This window comes from Rhodococcus aetherivorans (assembly GCF_011058165.1).
Classification (GTDB): domain Bacteria; phylum Actinomycetota; class Actinomycetes; order Mycobacteriales; family Mycobacteriaceae; genus Rhodococcus; species Rhodococcus aetherivorans.
In genome coordinates, this window is record NZ_JAALEG010000007.1 from 26,006 (window position 1) to 47,298 (window position 21,293).

Below are 21,293 nucleotides of genomic sequence, written 5' to 3' on the forward strand. Positions count from 1 at the left end.
CCTCTGGATGGGTGGTCGGTCAGTTGTCGGTGGAGAGCACGAGTGCGCTGTGCGGCACCGGGGAGCCGCCCGTGACCAGAACGTTCGCCACGTCCTTGCCGGGCTGGTTCACCGACGTGCCGCGGATCAGCCGCACGCCCTCGGCGATTCCGTTGACGCCGTGGATGTATCCCTCGCCGAGTTGTCCGCCGTGGGTGTTGACGGGCAGACGGCCGTCGAGTTCGAGGTTGCCGTCCGCGATGAAGTCCTTGGCCTCACCGCGGGCGCAGAACCCGTACTCCTCGAGTTGCAGCAGCACCATCGGGGTGAACGCGTCGTAGAGGATTGCGGCGTCGATGTCGTCCGGATCGATGCCGGCCTGATCCCACAGCTGCCGTGCCACCAGCTCGACCTCGGGCATCTCGTCGATGTCCTCGCGGTAGTAGCTGCTCATGGAGATCTGCTGCGGCCCGACGCCTTGCGCGGCGGCGGAGACGACGGCCGGCGGGTGCGGCAGGTCGCGGGCCCGCTCGGTGCTGACGATCACCAGGGCCTGTCCGCCGTCGCTCTCCTGGCAGCAGTCGAGCAGCCGCAGCGGGTCGGCGATCATCCGGGAGTTCTGGTGCTCGTCGAGGGTGATGGGCCGCTCGTAGAACCATGCCTTGGGGTTGTTTGCGGCATGCTTGCGCGACAGCACGGAGACGCGGCCGAAGTCGGCGCTGGTCGCGCCGTACTTGTGCATGTAGCGCCGGGCGAGGAACGCCTCCTGCTGGGCGGGGGTGAGCAGCCCGTAGGGATTGATCCAGTTGCGGTATTCCTGATCGGTGTTGGCCGTGTAGGCGAACGGCGGCGGGCCGGCGCCGAACCGGGTGCCGGAACGTTCGTTGAAGGCCCGGTAGACGACCACGACGTCGGCGACACCGCTCGCGACGGCGAGCGCCGCCTGCTGCACGGGTGCGCATGCGCCGCCGCCGCCGTGCGGGATGCGGCTGAAGAACGTCAGTTCGGGGATGCCGAGTGCGCGGGCGACCGCGATCTCGGGGTTGGTCTCCATCGTGAACAGCGCGAAGCCGTCCACCTCCTCGACGCCGATCTGTGCATCCTCGAGCGCGGCGAGCACACTCTCGCAGGCCAGTTGCCATTCGCTGCGCCCGGAGTTCTTGGAGAATTCGGTGGCGCCGATGCCGGCGATCGCCGCCCTGCGGGCGAAGCCCCCGCCGGGAATTATCCTGCCGCTCATCGTGTCTGTCCTTCGTACGGTGCGACGGTGACCTCGGCGGTCACGTGCGTTCCTCGGGCGTTACGGCCGAGAACCTCGACGGTCACGGCGCCGGCGTCGACGCGGGTCACCGTCCCGGTCAGGCGCATGATGTCGCCGGGAAAGTTGGGGACGCCCAGCCGCAGTGCGACGCGGCGGATGCGGGCGGTCGGCCCGGCCCAGTCGGTGATGTAGCGGTCGACGAACCCGTTCGTCGAGTTGATGCTCATGAAGATGTCCGGCGTGCCGCGTTTTTCGGCTGCCCCCGGATCGTGGTGCACGTCCTCGAAGTCCTGGGAGGCGAGGGCGGTGGCGACGATGGTGCTGCGATCGAGCGGCAGATCCAGTGCCGGCAGCTCGGTGCCGACGACGACCGGTGGCAGACTCATGCGGCACCCCCGCCCGGAAGGCGCAGCTGCGGAAGGATTTCGCCGTGTGCGTGCTCGGCGAAGCCGACCTCGAGCTCCATCCCGATCTGCAGCCGGTCGTGCTCGACCCCGGCGATGTCGGCGACGATCCGGATGCCCTCCTCGAGGTCGATCAGCCCGACCGCGAGGGGATAGTCGAAGGACGGGTCCTTCGGGTGGTGGATCACGGTCCAGCTGTGCAGGGTGCCGCGGCGCGACGACTCGACGGTGTCCCACTTGAAGGAGCGGCACTTCGGGCACGCCGGTCCCGGCGGATGCCGGAGCGCGCCGCAGTCGCTGCAGCGCTGGATCTCGAGCCGGCCCTCGCGGGCGGCTGCGAACCAGAACTCGTTGTCCTGGGTGACGGTCAACCTGGGAACGGCCGTCATCACGCCTCCTCGGTGGTGTTCGGGTTGAAGCGGAGCAATCGGAACCGCTCCTCGACGAGCAGTTCGCCATGCTGGTTCTCGTAGCGTTTGTGCAGGGTGACGAAGCAGCCGCGGCCCAGGCCGGTGTGCTTGACCGGGGAGATCGACTCGATGGTGAAGTGCGCGGTGACGTGGTCGCCCGGGACGAGTTCGCGGTGATAGTCCTGCTCGGCGTTGGTGGCGACGACGGAGGTGAAACCGTGCCGGTCCAGCAGTGTCATCAGCGCGGAGTAGGCGAAGTCCTCGGTCCGTCCTTCGGCGCGCAGCCGCTGCACCTCGCGCCAGCGGCGGTAGCCGGCCATCACCCACGTCGAGATCATCGCGGGCGGGCACACCACGTCCGGTCGTCCGGTCGCGCGGGCCGCGTCCCGGTCGACGTAGACGGGGTTGTAGTCGTCGTGGGCCTCGACCCAGTTCCGGATCATCGCCTCGTCGACGGCGTACCGGGCCACCCGGGCGGGCTCGGCCACCTTCCCGACGTACTGTTCGAACTCGCGTTCCAACTCCTGTTCCAGCGTCGGCATGTCCGCACCACCTTTCTTGAGCAAGCGCTTGGTGCAGTACGGTAGGCGCGGGCGCCCCGCCAGGACTGCCCACTCCCACTCAGTTGGAACAGAGGGCGGAAGACTCGCGCCGAACCGGCGAATCGGAAGGTGAGGTGACCATGACGTCGGACCGACGCGACGAGATCATGCGGCTCGCGGCCGAACTCTTCGCAACCAAGGGGATCGGGCCGACGACGGTCCGCGACATCGGCGAACGCGCCGGAGTGTTCTCCGGCAGCCTGTACCACTTCTTCAGATCCAAGAATGCACTCGTCGCCGAGATCCTCAGCGGCTTCATGGCCGACATCGACCAGCGCTTCCGGCGCGTCGTGGAGATCTCGACGAGTCCCCGCGAGACTGTGCGCGGCCTGATCCACCAGACCCTCGTCGTGATCGAGGAGCATCCCCATCCGACGGCGATCTACCAGCAGAACCGGCAGTACCTGCGCGACAACGGCCTGCTCGACGTCGTCGACGCACCGTCGCGCACGGTGCGCGACTATTGGCTGACCACGATCGCCACCGGCGTCGCCGACGGCAGCTTCCGCTCCGACATCCCCGCCGAGGTCTTCTACCGCACGGTGCGGGACGCGCTGTGGGCGAGCATGCACTGGCCGGGACGGGACGGATACACCACCGACGAGTTCACCGACGTGCTCGTTGCGCTGTTCTTCGGCGGTTTCGCCGAGGAGTGACCGGACTCGTCACCGGACCGAACGGCGCTCAGCGCACTCGACACGGCCGCGGTCAGCGCGCTCCGCCGGGTTCGTCTCCACGCTCGGGGGAGAGACCGAGTTCTTCGAGTACCTCTCGGGTGTGCTGCCCGTGGCGCGGCGCCGGGCGCGCCTCGGTGTACGTCCCGTCCCAGCGCAACGGGGAGCGCGCCGTCGGCACCGGGCCGACGCCGGGCTGCTCGACGCGTTCGATCACCGCGTACTCGCGGGCGGCCACCTCGTCCATGGTCCGGTACGGCGCCCACAGCACCCGGCTGCCGGACAGTTCCTTCTCGATCTCGGCGAGCGTGCGCGCCGCGAACCACGGACGCAGGATCGCCGTGATCTCGTCGCGCGCGGCGTAGCGGTCACCCTCGTCGGCGAACCGCAGCCCGCGGTGCCGTTCGAGCGCCGCGAAGACCTCGGCGGTGCCGGTGACCTCGACGAGCGATCGCCACTGTGCGGGGGTGAGGCCGACAACCATGACGGCGCGGCCGTCCGCCGTGGCGAAGTCGGACCCGTAGCTGCCGTAGAGCGCGTTGCCCTGCCGATCGCGGGCCGAGCCGCGTTCCTCGGCCTCGGCCAGCCAGCCCATGCTCGCGACCGCAGACACCGCGACGTCCTCGAGCGCGAGCTCGAGGTACGCGCCCTCCCCCGTGCGGTCCCGCCTGCGCAGCGCGGCGACGATGCCGAGGGCCGCCTGCACCCCGGTGATCAGGTCCCAGGCCGGGAGCACGTGGTTCACCGGGGCCGCAGCATCGACGGGCCCGGTCATGAGAGGCAGCCCGACAGCGGCGTTGACCGTGTAGTCCACGGCGGGGGTGCCGTCGGCATTGCCGGCGATGTGCAGGTGGATCAGGTCGGGTCGTCGCGCGGCGAGCACCTCGTGGGCGAGCCACGGTGCGTGGGCCGCGTTCTCGAGCACCACCCCGGACCGGGCGATCAGCTCGGTGACGACGGCACGACCGTCCGCACTGCGCAGGTCCACCGCGACGGACCGCTTCGCCTGGTTCAACCCCGTCCAGTACAGGCTCGCCCCCGACTCCGCGAGGGGCCACCGCCCGCCGTCGACCGCGCCGGCGACCGGATCGACACGGACCACGTCGGCACCGAGCTCGGCGAGGATGCGCCCGGCGGTCGGACCGGCGACGAAGCTCGACAGGTCGACGACGCGGATCCCCTCGAGCGGCCGGGTCGTCATGCGGCCCTTTCGAAGATCGCCGTCAGCCCCTGCCCGCCACCGATGCACATCGTCTCGAGGCCGTAGCGCGCCCCGCGACGATCCAGTTCGCGCAGCAACGTGGCGAGGATGCGCACGCCGGTCGCCCCGACCGGGTGGCCGAGCGAGATTCCCGAACCGTTGACGTTCGTCCGCTCGAAATCGGTTGTCCCGAAGTTCCATTCACGGGTCACCGCGAGTGCCTGCGCCGCGAACGCCTCGTTGAGTTCGATCAGGTCGATGTCGGCGAGCGTCAGGCCGGCGCGCTTCAGGGCCTTCTCGGTGGACGGCACCGGGCCGATGCCCATCTCCGCCGGCGCGACGCCGGCCACCGCCCAGGTCACCAACCGGCCCAGGGGACGCAGGCCCAGGCGGTCCGCCTGCGCGCGGGTGGTGACGAGACAGGCTGCGGCACCGTCGTTCTGACCGCTGGCGTTGCCCGCGGTCACCGTCGCCTCCGGATCCTGCGCCGCCATGATCGGCCGCAGTTTCGCGAGGGTGTCGACGGAGGCGTCCGCGCGCGGATGCTCGTCCCGGTCCACGATGCGGTCGTCGCCCTTGCGCTGGGGCACCGCCACCGGCACGATCTCCTGCGCGAACACCCCGGATTCGATGGCGGCCACCGCGCGCCGGTGCGATTCGACGGCCAGCTCGTCCTGTTCGCGTCGGCCGATGCCGTACTTGCGGCGCAGGTTCTCGGCGGTCTCGAGCATCCCGCCGGGGACGGGATGGTGACGGCCGCCGGCGGTGACCCGGCCGCGGGCGAGGCGGTCGTGCAGGGCGGCCGGAGCCCCCTTGGCACCCCACCGCATCGATTCGGTGTAGTACTCGGCGCGGCTCATGGATTCGACGCCACCGGCGATCACGACGTCGGCGACGCCGGTCTGCACGCGCATCGCCGCGTCGAGCACGGCCTGCAGCCCGGACCCACACCGGCGGTCGAGCTGCAGGCCCGGCACCGTCACCGGCAGGCCCGCGTCGAGCGCGGCGACGCGGCCGATCGCGGGGGCCTCGCCGTTGGGATAGCACTGGCCGAAGATCACGTCGTCCACCGACTCGGGGTCGATGCCCGTGCGCGCCAGCAGTTCCGAGATCACCCCGGCGGCGAGGTCGGTGGCGGGGACGTCGACGAACGCCCCGCCGTACCGGCCCACCGGTGTGCGCAGCGGTTCGCAGATCACCACATCGGTTGCGGTCACATCAGTTGCGGTCACGTCTGAAGTCCCTTTCGCGGTCGGTCCATTGCTGCGCCCACTCACGCAGTTCCACGGCGCGGATCTTGGTGCCGTTGCCGCCCACCGTCGTGGGCATCGTCTCGATCACGTGGATCGTCGCCGGCACCTTGAACGCGGCCAGCGTCTCGGCGCACCACGCCTTCAGCGATGCCGCATCGAACTCGACGGCGTCCTCGACGGGGACGACGAACCCCACCGCCCGGGTGTAGCCGCCCTCGCCGGTGATGCCGACGACCTTCGCGGTCCGCACCCCGGGGTGTTCGGCGAGACGGTGCTCGATCTCGGCCGGGTCCACGAGAAACCCCCGCAGCCGCAGCACGTCTCCCATCCGGCACACGTAGGTGTAGCCGCCGTCTCCGGTCGCGACGGCGAGGTCGCCGCTGCGGAACCAGCCGTCGGCGGTGAATGCGCGGCGGGCGGCATCGGGGTTGCCGAGGTAGGCGTCGACGACGTTGGGGCCGCGCACCTGCAGCTCGCCCTGTTCCCCGTCCGGGAGGACACGGTCGTCGAGCGGGTCGGCGATGCGGACGTCGACCGACGGGTCGACCGGGCGGCCGCCGCCGTTCCAGCGCACCGACTCCGGGTCGCCGGCCGACCACAGCAACGCCAGCGCGAACACCTCGGACGACCCGAACACGCCCGAGGTGTGGGCGCCGAACTCGTCGCGCGCCCAGCGGGCGATCTCGTGCGAGCGGCCGAGGAAGTCGGCGATGCCGAGCCACTTCAGCGCCGACAGGTCGGCGCGCATCTCGGCGTGCCACGTGTCGTGGAGCCGGCCGAACAGGTCGTCGCCCCCGACGACGTGCGTGACGTACAGCTGTTCCATGCGGCGCAGGGTCGCCGCGGCATCGAAGACCGGCTCCATCAGCAGCGCGGCACCGCCGGCGAGCGCGGCCATGGCGGTGCTGTAGCCGAACACCCCGGAGACCGGCAGCACGCACAGCGCGACGTCGCCGGGCTCGACCCGCATGATCGCGGCGTCGGCGCGAGCGTGCCGCACGATCGCCGAGTCGCGGTGGGCGGCGAGCTTGGGGGTTCCGGTGGAGCCGGACGTGGTGAACGCGACGGCCAGCGGGTCCGCCGGATCGTCCTCCGCGCCGGCGGGCGTGAGCGTCGCGGTGTCGGGCGTGTCCGGGGCGCGCACGCCGCGGGTGTCGCCGCCGCCCGCGCACCAGGACCCGGCGCCGAGGTCGAAGGGGGCCGGATCGGCGGATCCCCCGCCGGGTCCGGCGACGACCGCGACCGCGGGAGCCGGCACCGCGGCGACCTCCGAGGCGGCACGGAGCGTGCCGAACAGGTCCAGGCCGTGGAAGCCGGCCGCGACGGCGACGACCGCCGGCCGCGCCGCGGTGAGGATGTGGGCCACCTCGGCGGTGTTGTAGCGGGTGTTCACGCCGATCACGTGGGCGCCGAGCGCCGCGGCCGCGAACTGCCACACGAGGGCGTCGGACCAGTTGGGCAACAGCACCGCGATGCACCGGCCGCGCCGGACGCCGACGGCCGCGAGTTCGGCCCGCACCGCCTGCACGCGGCGCCGCAGCTCCGCCCTGTTGCAGATCAGCAGCCGCCCGTCGGCGACGTCGTAGGTGGCGACGGCACCGGGATCGGCGGCGACGAGGTCGTCGAGGAACGCGGCCAGTCCGGAGGTGGTGGTCGCGGTCACGACAGCACCTCCGCGGTGGCGCCCCGCAGGTCGGTCAGCCACGAGTCGGCGAGGACGGCGAAGTCCTCCACCTCCTCCATGGGGTAGTGGCCGACGCCGTCGAGCCGGGTGAACCGCGCCCGTCCCGGCGAGATGTCGTTGATCCGGACGGCGAGGTCCGCGACGGCGTCCGGGTCGAGCCACGGATCGTCGGCCCCGACGACGAGGTGGAGCGGGCAGGTCAGCAGCGGCAGCCGGTCGCGCACGTCGTGGGTGCCCCAGCCGATGAGGTCGGACGACGAGATCTCCGGGTCCTCCCGCTTGTGCATGAGGGCGATCCGGTGCGCCGTCGCGGCGGGTACCGAACGCCCGACGGAGGCGAGGGTGCCCAGATAGGTGCGTTCGGCGCGCGACGGCCCGGCGACGTCCTCGAGTTCGCGGCGCAGACCCGAGACGTTGACGCGGCCGGGGCCGGCCTCGGCCTCCATCGCGACGGCGCCGGCGAGCGGCCGGTCCGGTCGGGTGGCGAGTTCGAGGGTCAGCTTGCCGCCGATCGAGCAGCCGAGCACGTACGGCCGGTGCACGTCGAGCGCGTCGAGCAGGGCGGTGAGCCAGTCGCCGTACGTGGTGAGGCTGGTGACCGGTCCGTCCGGGGCGGGCTCGGATCGGCCGTGTCCCGGCAGGTCGGGCACGAGCACGCGGTAGCCGCGGGCCGCGAGGTCGTGGGCGACGTGCCGCCACTGCACCCCGCTCTGCCCGGCGGTGTGGATGCACAGCACGGTGGGAAGCGCGTCGGGGGCGTGTTCGCCGGCGGGGGTGACGATCTCGACGAATCCGAGGGCTCCGTCGATGTCCAGGTAACGGGCCTCGATCATGAGCGGGCCTTTCTCGCGACGGCACGGGCGTGGCCGATGATCAGGTTCAGCGGTTTGGTGAGCCGGAGATACTCGTATCCGTCTCCGGTGGAGGAGAATTCGCCGCCGATTGCGCGGCGCATGAAGTCGTCGTGCGCACCGAGGATCAGGTCGACCCAGGTGTGGTCGGGTGCGACGAACGTGAAGGTGGCCCCGTGCGGGGTGCGCCGCGTGACGTCGACGATGCGGCCGCGGTAGATCCGCAGGTGCAGTTCCCGGTCGCCGCAGCGCAGGCCGACGGTGCCGTCCCAGGTGGCCAGGGCGGACCCGAAGGCGGGGTCGGCCTCGAGGTGGTCACGGAGCAGCTCACCCCAGGCCGGAGTGCAGAAGTCCAGTGCCGGAACGGGTTCGGATGGCGTGGCGAGCCGCCAGGTCTCGGTGCCCTCCTCCCGCACGGCGCCGGCGGCATCGAGCACGCGGACGAACCGCTCGGCGGTGGTGCCCTCGACGCGGGTGACGACGGCCTCCGACCGGATCCGGTCCACCGCCGTGACCGGCGTGATCGCCGTCCAGCGCAGTCCCGTGCGGTGCGCGGCGGGCACAGGCGGGGTGAGCAGCTCGGCGGCGACGGTCCCGAGCGCGAACGTCCCTGTCGGGAGGACGATTCCGGACTCTGCGAGCAGGTCGGCGGCCATCCGGCCGGAACCGGCGGTGCGATCGCCGACGCGGAGGGTGTTCAGTGTGGTGCTCATGCGGTTTCCGGCCTTCCGAGCAGCTCGTCGGAGATGATGCGCATCTGGATCTCGCTGGTGCCTTCGAAGATCTTCGTCAGGCGGGCGTCGCGCCAGTGCCGTTCGACCTGGAAGTCCGTGGTGTAGCCGGCACCGCCGTGGATCTGCACGGCCTCGCTGGTCACCTGCTCGGCCATCTCGGTGGCGACGAGCTTGCACATCGACGCCTCGAGCGAGCAGCGCCGCCCGGTGTCGATGTCGGTGGCCACGGAGTACATCAGCTGGCGGGCCGCCTCGATGTCGGCCGCCATCTTCGCGATCTTGAACCGCAGGTGCTGGAAGTCCCCGATGGGACGGCCGAATTGGCGCCGGGTGTGTACGTAGGCGATCGAGTCCTCGAGGGCCGCACGGGCGAGGCCGATCGCGCGGGCCGCGGTGTGGGCCCGGCCGACCTCGAGCCCGGAGACGGCGAGATAGAAACCCTTGCCCTCCTCGCCGAGCATCTTGCCGGCGGGGATGCGGAAGTTGTCGAACGACAGCTCCCAGGTGTGCCAGCCGAAGTAGCCGATCTTGCGGACCTTGGTGCCCGAGATTCCCTCCGGGAACACGCCGCGCTGCTTCTCGACGAGGAACGCGCTGATCCCGCGGTGCGGCTTGGCCGGATCCTTGTGCGGATCGGTGCGGGCGAACAGCACCAGGTAGTCGGCCTCGTCGGCGTAGGTGCACCACATCTTGGTGCCGTTGACGACCCATTCGTCCCCGTCGCGGGTCGCCCGGCAGGAGATGTTGGCGACGTCGGAGCCGGCCTCCGCCTCGGACAGGGCGTACGCGCCGAGGTATTCGCCGCGAGCCACCTTCGGCAGCAGGGCGGCCTCCTGCTCGGGAGTGAAGCCACCGCCCATGCCGTTGCCGCGGGCGAGGAGACCGGACACGCTCATCCAGGCCCGGGACAGCTCCTCGGCGACCAGGCAGTACTCGAACACGCCGAGACCGAGGCCGCCGTGCTCCTCGGGGATCATGATGCCGAAGAACCCGATCTCGGCCATCTCCTTCTTCAGCGAGTCGGGGATGGTGCCCTGGACGGGGTCGAGCTCGTTGGCGACGGGCAGCACCTTCGTCATGGCGAAGTCACGGGCGAGGTCGCGGACGGCGAGGCGCTCTTCGGTGAGGTACCGCGGGGTGTCGGTACGGGGCTGCGACGGCCGGTGGGTCATGGGGGACTCCCTCGGTGAACCAGAATCTGGTTATTAACGCTTGTTCACCCAGTACAGCACGCCCCCGCCCGGGCGTCAACGCCGGAGTTCAGGCGGGGCGGTATCCGAGCAGGTTGAGCGCGTACCGGCCGTAGTCGTCGGCCACCTCGGCCGCGCCGAGCGGCCCGTCCGGGCGGAACCACAGCGGGATACCGGCGCACATCGTGAGGACCGCGGTCACGGCCTGGTGCACGTGCGGAACATCGAAAATCCCTATCCGGGAACCCTGTTCGGCAATCTCGACGAACAGCTGCTCCTGCGCGTCCCGCGAACCGACCACCCGCTTGCGATCCACCTCGCCGAGATACCGGAGCTCGGTGTTCGCCACCAGGCACTCCCGCGGATTACGGGCGGTGAACAGCGCGTGCGCCACCACGGCGGCCCGCCAGCGCTCGGCGGGATCCGTACCCGCCTTGCGCAGCGCGTTGCGCGTGGCGGTGAATTGCTCGTCGCTGGCCGCCCGGAGGATCTCGACGAGCAACTCCGACTTGTTCTCGAAGTGGTTGTAGACGTTCGCAGCGCTGCAACCAGCACGATTGGCGATGGTGCGCATCGTCGCGCCGTGGAAACCGGCCGCGAAGAACTCGTCGAGCGCCGCGTCGAGGATCCGGTCCCGGACGCCCATCAGGGTCGTGCCCGATCGAGTGTTCATGAGATGGAGGGTAGAGGCCCAGGTCGGGACCAGCAAGAAGCCGGTCTTGACGGTGCGGTTGCCGCCCGTCTATGGTCCACCTCACATGAACATGCGTTAACCACTTCTTCGGAGGGCGCACCTGTGACCACCATCCCCGACATCACGCTCACCGAGCGCATCACCCGCCTCGAGGACCTCGAGGCGATCCGTTCGCTCGACGCCCGCTACTGCCGTCACCTCGACGACGGCGACTGGGACGCCCTGATGGACCTGTTCACCGACGACGGCGAGTTCGACGGCCTGTCCCATCCCCGCGGCAAGGCCGAGATGCGCGAGTTCTTCGCGGGCCTCGCCGCCGGAGGGCTGACCACGTTCTGGCACTTCATCACGAACATGGAGATCGACCTCGACGGCGACCGCGCCACCGTGCGGTCCTTCCTGTGGCAGCCCTGCGTGACCGACGGCGCCCCCGCCATCGCCGCCGGCCGCTACACCGACGAGGTGGTCAAGGTCGACGGTCGTTGGCGCTACCGGGTCAAGCAGGTCCGCTTCCACTTCTTCGGTCCGCTCGAGCAGGGCTGGGACGAGAACCTCTTCGCACTGGAGACGGCACGCCGGGCGGCGGTGCGGCCGTGACCGAGTTGCAGACCGGAACGCAACCGACCTGGAGCGCGATGCTCTCCCTGCCCGAGGTCGTCGAACTGCGCCGCCGCCGGCGCACCGTCACCAACTCCCTCGGCGCCCTCGCGATCACGCTCTTCGCGTCCTTCCTCGTCGGCTTCGCCTACTTCCCCGAATTCCTCGGTGACACCGAGCTCCTCGGAGTTCCCCTCTCGCTGTGGGTCGTGTTCTCCCAGTTCGCCGGGACGTGGGTCCTCGTCTACGCCTACTTCCGGCTCACCCGCATCTACATCCAGCCCGCCGCCGACGCCGCCGTCGCGGCCGTCCTCGAGAACCAGGAGCGTGCGGCATGACCGGCGACGCCGACTACCTCGCGATCGCGATCTGCGCGGCGGTGATCTCGCTGACCCTGTGGGTCACGTTCGCCGTGTCCCGGCGGGCCCGCAGCGCCGACGGATTCTTCGCCGCCGGCCGCTCGATCTCGAGCTGGCAGAACGGCTTCGCGATCGCCGGTGAATTCATCTCGGCCGGAAGCTTTCTCGGAACCACCGGCCTGATCTTCTACAAGGGCGTCGACGGTGCCGTCATCCTCTGTACCTCGGTGATCTCGTTCCTGCCCGTGCTGTTCCTGCTCGCCGAGAAGATGCGCAACGTGGGCAAGTACACCCTCGCCGACGTACTCGTGTTCCGCACCGAGGCACGCAGTGTGCGGGTCGTCGTGGCGTTGAGCACCATCGCCACCGGCACCTTCGTGTTGCTCGCGCAACTCGTTGCGGCCGGGGTGCTGCTCGAGTCGGTCTCCGGTATCCCGTTCTGGCTGTCCGTCATCGTCGCCGGCACCCTCATGGGCATCTACGTCTTCGTCGGCGGCATGCTCGCCACCACGTGGGTGCAGGTCATCAAGTCCACGATCCTGTCGGTCCTCGCGATCGTGGTCGGGCTGGGCATTCTCGCGCAGTTCGGGTTCAGCTTCCCGAAGGTCCTCGACACCGCGACCGAGCACGCGGTTGCGGGCGAGGCCGTCCTGTCCCCGGGCCTGATCTTCGGGCAGACCAGCGCGCTGAACCTCGTCTCGTACTCGCTGGCGTTCGCGCTCGGCACGGCGGGCATGGCGCACATCCTGATCCGCTTCTTCACCGTCCCCGAGGCGAGCACCGCCCGACGCTCGCTGGGCTGGACCGTCGCGCTGTGCAGCATGTTCTACCTGATCGTCATCGTGATGGGCTTCGGCGCCGCAGCCCTGCTGGGGGACGGCGGCGCCGATCGGGTCGGCGCCGGCGGCAATCTCGCGGCGCCCGTGCTCGTCACCGAACTCGGCGGGGGCGTGGGCACGATCGGCGGCTCGATCGCCCTCGCGATGGTCGCGGCGGTCGCGTTCGCGAGCATCGTCGCCGTTGTCGCCGGCGTGGTGATCTCCGCCGCGGGCACCTTCGCCCGCGACATCTGGCCGGCGCTGACCCGCAAGCCGCCGGTGGACGAACTCGACGTCACGGCGCGCACGCGCGAGGAGAACGCCCAGGCCCGTGTCGCCCGGTTCGGTGCGGTGGCGTTCAGCGCCGTCGCGATCGGGCTGACCATGCTGATCGGCGACGACACGAACATCACCTACTTCATGGGAATGGCGTTCATGGTGGCCGGCAGCGCCCACCTGCCGTCGCTGGTGCTCAGCCTGAACTGGCGGCGCTTCAACAGCACCGGTGCCGTGTGGGGAATCCTCACCGGCCTGGTCTCGACCATCGTCAGTCTCATGCTCACCGAGGCGCTGTGGCTCGGCAGCGGCCCGGCACCCCTGACGATCCAGCTTCCGGTGATCGTCACCATGCCGCTCGGCCTTGCCGCGTGCGTCGTCGGCTCACTCGTGGCCGAGAAGCGACGCGGACGCTCCGCGCACGAGGACGAGAAGTTCGCCGAGATGCTGGTGCGCGCGGAAACCGGGATCGGGGCCGAGGTCGCGACCGCCCACTGACGACGACGCAGGCGGGCACCCGCACTCGGCCAGGTCCGAGCGGGGTGCCCGTCGCGTCGCCGTCGTCAGGGCAGGTCGAACAGCGTCGGATGGTCCTGCTGCGCCTGTTCGGCGAGCACCGCGCCGTGTCTCTCGCACATCTCGCGTGCGATGTGTTCGGGGCACGCGAGTTCGCGACCGATCTGTTCCCAGTCCCACCCGGACGCGTGCAGTTCCCAGGCGACGCGGCCGTCTTCGTCCCAGAGTGCCGACATGGCCCGATACTGCTCCGTGTCGAGCGCACGGCCAACGACATTCGTGCGCGTGTCGCGGATCGGGCTGCCGTCCCGCGACCGAAAGTGCTTCCCGCGCTCGTACGGACGCGCGCGGGAAGCACCGCCGCGCGCGGACGTCTAGTCGAAGGTCATGCCGGCGTCGGTTCCCTGCTGCATGGTGGTGTTCGCCCCGTCGAGGGATTCGCGGATGATGTCGGCATGACCGCTGTGGTGGGCGGTCTCCCGGATGATGTGCAGCAGCATCTTTCGGGCGCTCCACCACTGTCGCTCCGGCGCCCACGGCGCGGTGGGCAGCGGCACCTGCAGGTCGAGGTCCGCGAGGCCGGCGACGAAGGCCTCCGTCTGCTCCGCGATCGCCTCGTACCGCTCGAGCAGACCGGCGACGGTCTCGTCGTCGCGCATGTAGTACTGCTCCATCGCGGACTCCATGTCGAACTCGGCGGTGTCGTCGAGTGTGCGGATCGTGTCGATCCAGTGCTGCTCGGTGGTCGAGACGTGCTTGAGCAGCCCACCCAGGGTCAGGTCGCTGACGGTGCTGCGGGTGCGGGCCTGCTCGTCGTCGAGGTTGCGGAGGGTGATCAGAAACATCTTCCGCTGCTCGGCCAGCATGTCGAGGATGTCGGCCCGTTCTCCGGAGAGGGTCCGCTCGGTCATGTCGCTTCCGCCCTTCGTGATGTCGATTCTGCGGCTACGACTACGACGGTAGGGACGAATGCGGACAGTTTCGGTCCTCGATAGGTGACCGGAAATCAGGTGGCGAAGAAGACCGCACCGGTCACCGGCACGAGCGTCAGGAACAGGACCGACAGGACGAACAGCGTGATCGTCAGCTTCCTGTTCCATCCGCCGCGCGTTCCGCTCGCGGCGAGCACGAAGAGCACGAATCCGACGCAGATGGACACGATGCCCACGATCACGGGTGTCTCGATCATCTGTTCATCATCCATCTGTTCGTCATCGCGGAGGGCCGCGCACCGCGCCCACGGTGGGCGGCGTCGGGAACGGCGACGTCCCCGACGCCGCCCGTGCTCAGCCCGGGCAGTGGATGGTCACGTGGCCGCATTTGACGGACGCGCTCGCGGTGGCGGCGTTCGCGGCGCCTGCGGTGCCGAGGACGACGGTGAACAAGGTCGCGACGACCGCGACGGTGGTGCGGATCCGGGTCTTCATGGCAGCCTCCTGAGGGTGGTGAGAAACGGGGTTCGCCCATCGTCGGCCGCCATCCGGGTCCTCGACAGGCACCCTGTGGTGCCGATGCGGCCACCCCGGATCGCCTTCGGAGCGCAGGACCACCCCCGAGGCGGATCATGAAGCCATGACGACCGCCCCTTCCGCGACGACCGTTGCGACCATCGCCGAGGCCGCCGAGCGCACCGGTCTGACCACCCACACCCTCCGCTATTACGAGCGCGACGGCCTCATGCTGCGTGAAATCGGCCGCTCCTCCTCCGGCCACCGGCTCTACACCGAGGACGACCTCTCCTGGGTGGTGCTGCTGACCCGGCTGCGGGCGACGGGCATGCCGATCCGCGAGATCCGCGAGTACGCGGCCCTCTGCCGGGCCGGCGGCGGCAACGAACAGGACCGCCTCGCGCTGCTCCGCGCGCACCGGGCGCGGGTGCTCACCCAACTCGACGAGGTGACCGAGCACCTCGCCGCGATCGACGGCAAGATCGAGATCTACCTCTCCCGGACGAGCGGCCGCGACGACGGACCGTGCGAGAGCGCTCGCGCTTGACTTCGAGCGCGCTCGAAGGTCTTGACTCGACGCCATGACCACGAACAACACCTCCCGGCCCCCACTCGGCACCCGCACGCTCGGCACCGCGTCGCCGCTGACGGTCTCGGCGATGGGACTCGGGTGCATGGGCATGTCCGAGTTCTACGGCACCGGGGACGAGGCCGAGGCCGTCGCCACCATCCGCCGGGCCCTCGAGCGCGGCGTGACGTTGCTCGACACCGCCGACATGTACGGGCCGTTCACCAACGAGAACCTCGTCGGCCGCGCCGTCGCGGATCGCCGCGACCGCGTCGTCCTCGCGACCAAGTTCGGCAACGAGCGTGCCGAGGACGGCACCCGCCTCGGCATCAACGGCCGGCCCGAATACGTCCACACGGCCTGCGACGCGTCGCTCCGCCGCCTCGGCGTCGACCACATCGATCTCTACTACCAGCACCGCGTGGACAAGACCGTGCCGATCGAGGACACCGTCGGCGCGATGGCCGAACTGGTGCAGGCGGGGAAGGTCCGCCATCTGGGTCTGTCGGAGGCGTCCGCGGAGACGATCCGCCGGGCCCACGCCGTCCACCCGATCACCGCGCTGCAGACCGAGTACTCGCTGTTCACCCGCGACATCGAGGACGAGATCCTGCCGGCCCTGCGTGACCTCGGCATCGGGCTCGTGCCGTATTCGCCGCTCGGGCGCGGCATCCTGACGGGCGCGATCACGGCGCCGTCCGATCTCGAGAGCTCGGATTCTCGCCGCACCGCGTATTTCCCGCGATTCCAGGGTGCGGCGCTGGAGGCGAACCTGGCGCTCGTGACCGCCGTCCGCCGCCTGGCCCGGTCCAAGAACTGCACCCCGGGTCAGCTGGCACTGGCGTGGGTCCTCGCCCAGGGCGACGACGTGGTCCCCATCCCGGGGACGAAGCGGGTGCGTTTCCTCGAGGAGAACGTCGCGGCCGCGGCCGTGTCGCTCACCGCGGACGAGCTGGGCGCGATCGAGTCGGCGGTACCCCGGGAGGCGGTCGTGGGGGAGCGCTACGGGGACATGTCCAGCATCGACGGGTGAGCGACGCGTCGCCCGCTGGGTACGGTCGGCGGGCGACGCCCAGGCCGCCCCTCCGTGCAAGCGGTTACATGCAGCTTGACAAAGCGATGTAACCGCTTGCACAGTGGGTGGACCCCACACCTGAGGAGAACCCATGGCGACGCTTCGCGAGGTCGCAGCGCGCGCCGGCGTCTCGACCGCCACGGTCTCACGCGTGTTCTCCCGCCCGGAGGCCGTCAGTCCCGACACGCGCGCGAAGGTGTTCACCGCCGCGGAGGCACTGTCCTTCACCCCCAACCCCACCGCCCGCTCGCTCGCCCTCGGCCGCACCCACAACCTGGGCTTCCTCGTCCCGGACATCCGCAACCCCGTGTTCGGCCCCGCCGTCGAGTCGGCACAGGACCGGGCCCGCGCGCGCGGCTACTCCCTCTTCGTCGCGGCGGGCGAGGGACGGTCCGCGGACGAGCTGGACCTCGTCCGCGCGATCGCCCGGCAGGTCGACGGACTGGTTCTGATCGCCCCGCGCATGTCCGACACCGACCTCGAGGACCTCGCACGGGTCACGCCCGTCGTGCTCGTCAACCACACTGCCGGCGATCTGCCCGCCGTGCTGCTGTCCTCCGACGACGGCATGGTCGAGGCCGTCGAGCATCTCGCCGACGCCGGGCACACCGCCGTCACCTACCTCGGCGGCCCCGAGTACTGGCTCGCCCAGCGCCGCCGCCGCGCCGCCTTCGTGGAGGCCTGCGCCGGCCGGGGCATCACCGGCACGGTGCTCGGCCCCCTCGAGCCCGACTTCGTCGTCGCGGGCCGGAAGGCGGCCGAGGAACTGGTCGGCACCGGGACGACGGCCGTCGTCGCGTACAACGACCAGGCCGCCGTCGGCCTCATGCAAGGCTTCGCCGAGCACGGACTGCGGGCGGGCCGCGACTACTCCGTCGTCGGGTTCGACGACTCGTGGCTCTGCGAGATGACCTCGCCGCCGCTGACCACCGTGCATCTCGCGTTCGACGAGGCCGGCGTGACTGCGATCGACCTGCTGTGCGACGTCCTCGACGGAAAGACCACACCCCGCGCTGCGCCCGTGGAACTCGGCACCCACCTCGTCGTGCGCTCGAGCACCGTGACCGCCCGCCTGCCCGTCGGCTGACAGACCCGGCCGGGAGATGCCCCCGGAACACGAAGAAAGCAAAGGAGATTCGTCCATGACCTCGGTGCTCGTCCTCAACGGCCCCAACCTCAACCTGCTCGGCACCCGCGAGCCCGGCGTGTACGGCGCGCAGACCCTCGAGGACGTGGAGACCCTGTGCCGCAACGTCGGCAAGGAACTGGGCGTCGACATCGACTTCCGGCAGTCCAACCACGAGGGCGTCCTCATCGACGCCCTCCACGACGCCGGCGCCGCGGTCGCCCGCGGGGAGTCCCTCGGGGTGGTGTTCAACGCGGGCGCCTACACGCACACCTCGGTGGCCCTGCACGATGCGATCAAGGGCGCCCACGTACCGCTCATCGAGTTGCACATCTCCAACGTCCATGCCCGCGAGGGGTTCCGCCACCACTCCTACATCTCCCCGGTCGCATCCGGGATCATCGTGGGTCTCGGCGTCGCCGGCTACGAGTGGGCGCTGCGCGCGCTCGTGGCCCAGCGCACGGCGCAGGCGTAACCGGCGCCCCCACACCCCGAGACCGGTCCCCTCGCGCGCGACCCGCGGCGAGCCACCCTGCCGATACCGGTGTGCGGGGCAAACCCGCCCTCGCGCACCGGTCCCCGATTCCAAGTCCGCCCGCACAGGCGGCACCGTGGAGGAGCCCGACCATGACCCACCCCCGTCCTGGGACCAAGCGCGCCAAGGCAATCGCCACCGTGTGCCTGTCCGGCACCCTCGAGGACAAGCTCGTCGCCGCCGCCCACGCCGGGTTCGACGGCATCGAGCTGTTCGAACCCGACCTGATCGGCTCCCCGCTCACCCCCGCGGCCGTGCGCGAACGCTGCGCCGAACTCGGGCTGAGCATCCCGCTGTATCAGCCCTTCCGCGACTTCGAGGCCGTCCCGGCCGAGATCCACGCCCGCAACATGCGCCGCGCGCGGCACAAGTTCGACGTGATGGAACAGCTCGGCACCGACCTCGTGCTGGTGTGCTCGTCGGTGTCGCCGCACACCGTCGACGATGTCGATCTCGCGGCCGCGCAGCTGCGGGAACTGGCGGATGCGGCAGCGCAGCGGGGCATGCGGATCGCCTTCGAGGCGCTGGCGTGGGGCCGCCACGTGAACACCTGGCAGCGCTCGTGGGAGATCGTGCGCCGGGCCGATCATCCGGCCCTCGGGCTGTGCCTCGACAGCTTCCACATCTTCTCCCGCACCAAGGACGTCGCCGGCATCGCGGACATCCCAGGCGAGAAGATCTTCTTCCTGCAACTCTCCGACGCACCGGAGATGGACATGAACGTCCTGCAGTGGAGCCGCCACTACCGGGTGTTCCCGGGCGAGGGCGAGTTCGATCTCGTCGGACTCGTCGGGCACGTCCTCGCGGCGGGTTACACCGGGCCGCTCTCGCTGGAGGTGTTCAACGATGTGTTCCGCCAGTCGGCGCCGGTGCCGACGGCGATCGACGCGATGCGCTCGCTGCTCGATCTGGAACTGCGGCTCGACGGTGACCCCAACCCGGTACAGGTGCGCGGGCACGCGTTCACGGAGATCGGAACTCCGCCCACCGCTGCGGAGCCGGTCCGTGCGGCCCTCGCCTCGCTCGGCTTCACCCACTCGGGGCAGCATCACAGCAAGCCGGTGGAGCTGTGGGAGCAGGGGGACGCGCGGGTGCTGGTGAACACCTCGAACCCGGCCCACAGCGCGGCCGAGGGCGCGGCCGTCACCGCTCTGGGGATCGAGGTCGCGGACGTCGGCGCCGTCTCCCGGCACGCCCACGAGCTGCTGGCACCGCAGCTGGCGCGGGTCGTCGGCCCGGGTGAGGCACCGTTGTCCGCAGTGGTCTCCCCGGACGGCACCGCCCTGTTCCTGTCGTCGCGGAGCGACGGCCCGGCGAACTGGCGCAACGACTTCCGCCCCACCGGCACGACGCCGACGACGGCGGTGGGCGTGCGGTGCACCGAGTACGTCGCGCTGACCCAGGCCTACGACCGATTCGACGAAGCCACGCTGTTCTACCGGTCGGTGCTGGGCCTGACCGACGCCGAGGCCGCCGAATACGCGGGACCGTTCGGCTTGGTGCGCAGCCGCGTCCTCGCCACGGACGGTTTCGAGGTCGGCCTGGTCGCACCCGTGCTCCGTCGCGGCGAATGGGCACCGGGCGTGCGGCACCCCCAGCACATCGCGTTCGGTGTCGACGATGCGGTGGAAGCCGCTCGCGCCCTGCATGATTCGGGAGCACCGGTGCTCGAGATCCCCCGCAACTACTACGACGATCTGGATGCGCGCCTGGCTCCGGATCCGGAAATGCTTGCCGCCCTTCGGGAATACAACGTGCTCTACGATCGGGACGAGGACGGCGGCGAGCTGTTCCAGGTGTTCACCAAGGTCGTCAGTGCCCGGGTGTTCTTCGAACTGGTGCAGCGGCGCGGCGGCTACCGGGGTCACGGCACGGTCAACGCCCCGATCCGCATGGCCGCGCACGCGGCCGCACGACGCTGACCCACTGCTACCGGGCGCCACCCACCGCGCTCGCCAGCGCCGCGAGGGTCTGGGCGCTCGTGTAGTGCGGCTGCCAGCCGAGCTGCGTCCGGGCCCTCGTCGTGTCCATCACGACGGACGTGCGGCCCGTGTGGATCCACTCGACCATGGAGGGCAGGAACGGCAGCCGCGCCACCACGGCCGACGCGGCCGTCGCGACCGACGCCGGGACCCGGATCGGCCGGGCGCCGAGCGCGGCCGCGACGTCCGACAGCGACACCACCCCGTCGCCGGCGATGTTGTACGCGCCGGGCGGCCCCTCGGACGTCACGGCGGCGACGACGGCACTCGCGACGTCGTCGTGGTGCACGAGCTGGAGCGGATGACCGGGGTCCGGGAACACCGGGCGCGGCAGGGGCAGGGCGCCGGCAGCCTTCCGCACTGCCCCGGGCAGATGCCCGGCGACCTGCCGCCACGGCATGGCATCGGCCAGGGCGGTCGCGTGCGGCCCCGCGACGATGCAGGGCCGCAGCACGAACACCTCGAGGTCCGATCCGCGGGTGACCTCGTCGAGCACCCGCTCGAGTTGGGCCTTCTGTTCGGAGTAGTAGTGCTCGTGCGAGCCACGCGTGGGCACGTCCTCGGAGAGCGGGGTCGGATTGTCGGGGTGGTATCCGTACGCGGCGACGGACGAGGTGTACACGAGACGCCGCGGCCGGGCGGCGGCAACCGTCGCCTCGAAGACGTTGCGGGTCCCGGCGATGTTGATCCGGTGACTCTCGGCGCGCGAGCCCATGATGACGAAGGCCAGGTGCACGACGACGTCGGCCTCCGCGACCAGGGCGTCGACGGCGCCGCGGTCGAGGATGTCGCCCTGCCGGTACTCGGTCTTGGTCCAGCCCTGCCGGGCAGGATCGAACGGGCCTCGCGCCATGCCGAGGATCCGGTCGATGCGCGGGTCCTGTTCGAGGGCTGCGACCGCGGCCCTGCCGATCTCGCCGGTGGGGCCGGTGACCGCAACCGTCGTTCCCATGGGATCCCCTTCGCTCGTGACGCCGTCCGTGCGATTCATACCGCGTTCCCGGGCCGGGCCGGGGGCAAACGACGGTCCGGCTCGTGCGGTTAGACTCACCGCCA

At 70.6% G+C, this 21,293-nt stretch carries 25 protein-coding genes; 9 read left to right on the forward strand and 16 right to left on the reverse strand.

Annotation, left to right across the window (positions count from 1 at the left end):
• Positions 1 to 19: 19 nt before the first annotated feature.
• The 4 genes from G6039_RS04625 to G6039_RS04640 are packed head-to-tail and all read right to left on the reverse strand — an operon-like array spanning position 20 to position 2,596.
• Positions 20 to 1,219, reverse strand: a complete 1,200-nt coding sequence (locus G6039_RS04625; RefSeq protein ID WP_043803147.1) for a lipid-transfer protein — start codon at positions 1,217 to 1,219, stop codon at positions 20 to 22.
• The gene (locus G6039_RS04630) at positions 1,216 to 1,626 is read right to left on the reverse strand and encodes a hotdog family protein (RefSeq protein WP_043803143.1); all 411 of its coding nucleotides are present in this window, start codon (positions 1,624 to 1,626) and stop codon (positions 1,216 to 1,218) included. Before G6039_RS04630 ends, G6039_RS04625 begins: the two co-directional genes overlap by 4 nt.
• A complete protein-coding gene (locus G6039_RS04635) occupies positions 1,623 to 2,033 on the reverse strand; it encodes a Zn-ribbon domain-containing OB-fold protein (RefSeq protein WP_043803139.1) in 411 nt (136 codons plus the stop codon). Before G6039_RS04635 ends, G6039_RS04630 begins: the two co-directional genes overlap by 4 nt.
• Positions 2,033 to 2,596 (reverse strand): FAS1-like dehydratase domain-containing protein, encoded by a 564-nt coding sequence (locus G6039_RS04640; protein WP_006941702.1) that lies wholly within the window; start codon positions 2,594 to 2,596, stop codon positions 2,033 to 2,035. Before G6039_RS04640 ends, G6039_RS04635 begins: the two co-directional genes overlap by 1 nt.
• 140 nt (positions 2,597 to 2,736) lie before the next feature.
• On the opposite strand from G6039_RS04640, the gene G6039_RS04645 reads away from it, so the two are divergent.
• On the forward strand, positions 2,737 to 3,312 hold the full coding sequence (locus G6039_RS04645) for a TetR/AcrR family transcriptional regulator (RefSeq protein WP_043803136.1): 576 nt from the start codon (positions 2,737 to 2,739) through the stop codon (positions 3,310 to 3,312).
• Positions 3,313 to 3,364: 52 nt separating this feature from the next.
• Here G6039_RS04645 and G6039_RS04650 read toward each other — a convergent pair whose 3' ends face one another.
• The 7 genes from G6039_RS04650 to G6039_RS04680 form a co-directional block, all read right to left on the reverse strand.
• Positions 3,365 to 4,531 carry a CoA transferase gene (locus tag G6039_RS04650; protein WP_043803132.1) on the reverse strand — a complete coding sequence of 389 codons (1,167 nt, stop codon included), beginning with the start codon at positions 4,529 to 4,531 and terminating at the stop codon, positions 3,365 to 3,367.
• Positions 4,528 to 5,763 (reverse strand): acetyl-CoA C-acetyltransferase, encoded by a 1,236-nt coding sequence (locus G6039_RS04655; RefSeq protein ID WP_006941705.1) that lies wholly within the window; start codon positions 5,761 to 5,763, stop codon positions 4,528 to 4,530. The genes G6039_RS04650 and G6039_RS04655 overlap by 4 nt, the downstream gene beginning before the upstream one ends.
• A complete protein-coding gene (locus G6039_RS04660; protein WP_043803128.1) occupies positions 5,750 to 7,447 on the reverse strand; it encodes an AMP-binding protein in 1,698 nt (565 codons plus the stop codon). The genes G6039_RS04655 and G6039_RS04660 overlap by 14 nt, the downstream gene beginning before the upstream one ends.
• A complete protein-coding gene (locus G6039_RS04665) occupies positions 7,444 to 8,301 on the reverse strand; it encodes an alpha/beta fold hydrolase (protein ID WP_043803125.1) in 858 nt (285 codons plus the stop codon). Before G6039_RS04665 ends, G6039_RS04660 begins: the two co-directional genes overlap by 4 nt.
• On the reverse strand, positions 8,298 to 9,032 hold the full coding sequence (locus G6039_RS04670) for a hypothetical protein (protein WP_006941709.1): 735 nt from the start codon (positions 9,030 to 9,032) through the stop codon (positions 8,298 to 8,300). Before G6039_RS04670 ends, G6039_RS04665 begins: the two co-directional genes overlap by 4 nt.
• Entirely contained in the window at positions 9,029 to 10,225 is a 1,197-nt protein-coding gene (locus G6039_RS04675) for an acyl-CoA dehydrogenase family protein (RefSeq protein ID WP_043803120.1), read from the reverse strand. The genes G6039_RS04670 and G6039_RS04675 overlap by 4 nt, the downstream gene beginning before the upstream one ends.
• Before the next feature lie 88 nt (positions 10,226 to 10,313).
• Complete coding sequence (locus tag G6039_RS04680) at positions 10,314 to 10,916, reverse strand: TetR/AcrR family transcriptional regulator (RefSeq protein ID WP_029546592.1); 603 nt, start codon at positions 10,914 to 10,916, stop codon at positions 10,314 to 10,316.
• A gap of 123 nt (positions 10,917 to 11,039) precedes the next feature.
• Between G6039_RS04680 and G6039_RS04685 the strand changes: the two genes are divergently transcribed.
• From G6039_RS04685 to G6039_RS04695, 3 genes are read left to right on the forward strand one after another with little or no spacing between them, the layout of a single operon-like run.
• Positions 11,040 to 11,534, forward strand: coding sequence for a nuclear transport factor 2 family protein (locus tag G6039_RS04685; protein ID WP_006941715.1), 495 nt, complete (start codon positions 11,040 to 11,042; stop codon positions 11,532 to 11,534).
• Positions 11,531 to 11,872 carry a DUF485 domain-containing protein gene (locus G6039_RS04690; protein ID WP_006941716.1) on the forward strand — a complete coding sequence of 114 codons (342 nt, stop codon included), beginning with the start codon at positions 11,531 to 11,533 and terminating at the stop codon, positions 11,870 to 11,872. The genes G6039_RS04685 and G6039_RS04690 overlap by 4 nt, the downstream gene beginning before the upstream one ends.
• Positions 11,869 to 13,485, forward strand: coding sequence for a solute symporter family protein (locus tag G6039_RS04695; RefSeq protein WP_006941717.1), 1,617 nt, complete (start codon positions 11,869 to 11,871; stop codon positions 13,483 to 13,485). The genes G6039_RS04690 and G6039_RS04695 overlap by 4 nt, the downstream gene beginning before the upstream one ends.
• A 65-nt stretch (positions 13,486 to 13,550) precedes the next feature.
• Here the strand turns inward: G6039_RS04695 and G6039_RS04700 are convergent, their stop codons facing one another.
• The 4 genes from G6039_RS04700 to G6039_RS04715 form a co-directional block, all read right to left on the reverse strand.
• Entirely contained in the window at positions 13,551 to 13,739 is a 189-nt protein-coding gene (locus G6039_RS04700; RefSeq protein ID WP_003938775.1) for a hypothetical protein, read from the reverse strand.
• 138 nt (positions 13,740 to 13,877) lie between these two features.
• Positions 13,878 to 14,414, reverse strand: a complete 537-nt coding sequence (locus G6039_RS04705) for a DinB family protein (RefSeq protein WP_043803113.1) — start codon at positions 14,412 to 14,414, stop codon at positions 13,878 to 13,880.
• A gap of 95 nt (positions 14,415 to 14,509) precedes the next feature.
• Complete coding sequence (locus G6039_RS04710; protein ID WP_006941721.1) at positions 14,510 to 14,692, reverse strand: hypothetical protein; 183 nt, start codon at positions 14,690 to 14,692, stop codon at positions 14,510 to 14,512.
• Positions 14,693 to 14,789: 97 nt separating this feature from the next.
• Positions 14,790 to 14,930, reverse strand: a complete 141-nt coding sequence (locus tag G6039_RS04715) for a hypothetical protein (protein ID WP_006941722.1) — start codon at positions 14,928 to 14,930, stop codon at positions 14,790 to 14,792.
• 145 nt (positions 14,931 to 15,075) lie between these two features.
• On the opposite strand from G6039_RS04715, the gene G6039_RS04720 reads away from it, so the two are divergent.
• The 5 genes from G6039_RS04720 (at position 15,076) to G6039_RS04740 (ending at position 20,177) form a co-directional block, all read left to right on the forward strand.
• Complete coding sequence (locus tag G6039_RS04720) at positions 15,076 to 15,498, forward strand: MerR family transcriptional regulator (protein WP_029546595.1); 423 nt, start codon at positions 15,076 to 15,078, stop codon at positions 15,496 to 15,498.
• A 112-nt stretch (positions 15,499 to 15,610) separates the two neighbouring features.
• Positions 15,611 to 16,552 carry an aldo/keto reductase gene (locus G6039_RS04725; RefSeq protein ID WP_235194131.1) on the forward strand — a complete coding sequence of 314 codons (942 nt, stop codon included), beginning with the start codon at positions 15,611 to 15,613 and terminating at the stop codon, positions 16,550 to 16,552.
• A 133-nt stretch (positions 16,553 to 16,685) separates the two neighbouring features.
• On the forward strand, positions 16,686 to 17,681 hold the full coding sequence (locus tag G6039_RS04730) for a LacI family DNA-binding transcriptional regulator (RefSeq protein WP_043803105.1): 996 nt from the start codon (positions 16,686 to 16,688) through the stop codon (positions 17,679 to 17,681).
• 55 nt (positions 17,682 to 17,736) lie between these two features.
• Positions 17,737 to 18,195: a type II 3-dehydroquinate dehydratase gene (gene aroQ / locus G6039_RS04735; RefSeq protein ID WP_006941726.1), complete on the forward strand. Its 459-nt coding sequence runs from the start codon at positions 17,737 to 17,739 to the stop codon at positions 18,193 to 18,195.
• Between the two features lie 152 nt (positions 18,196 to 18,347).
• On the forward strand, positions 18,348 to 20,177 hold the full coding sequence (locus G6039_RS04740; protein WP_006941727.1) for a sugar phosphate isomerase/epimerase and 4-hydroxyphenylpyruvate domain-containing protein: 1,830 nt from the start codon (positions 18,348 to 18,350) through the stop codon (positions 20,175 to 20,177).
• Positions 20,178 to 20,184: 7 nt separating this feature from the next.
• Here G6039_RS04740 and G6039_RS04745 read toward each other — a convergent pair whose 3' ends face one another.
• Entirely contained in the window at positions 20,185 to 21,189 is a 1,005-nt protein-coding gene (locus G6039_RS04745; protein WP_043803098.1) for an NAD-dependent epimerase/dehydratase family protein, read from the reverse strand.
• Positions 21,190 to 21,293: the final 104 nt, after the last annotated feature.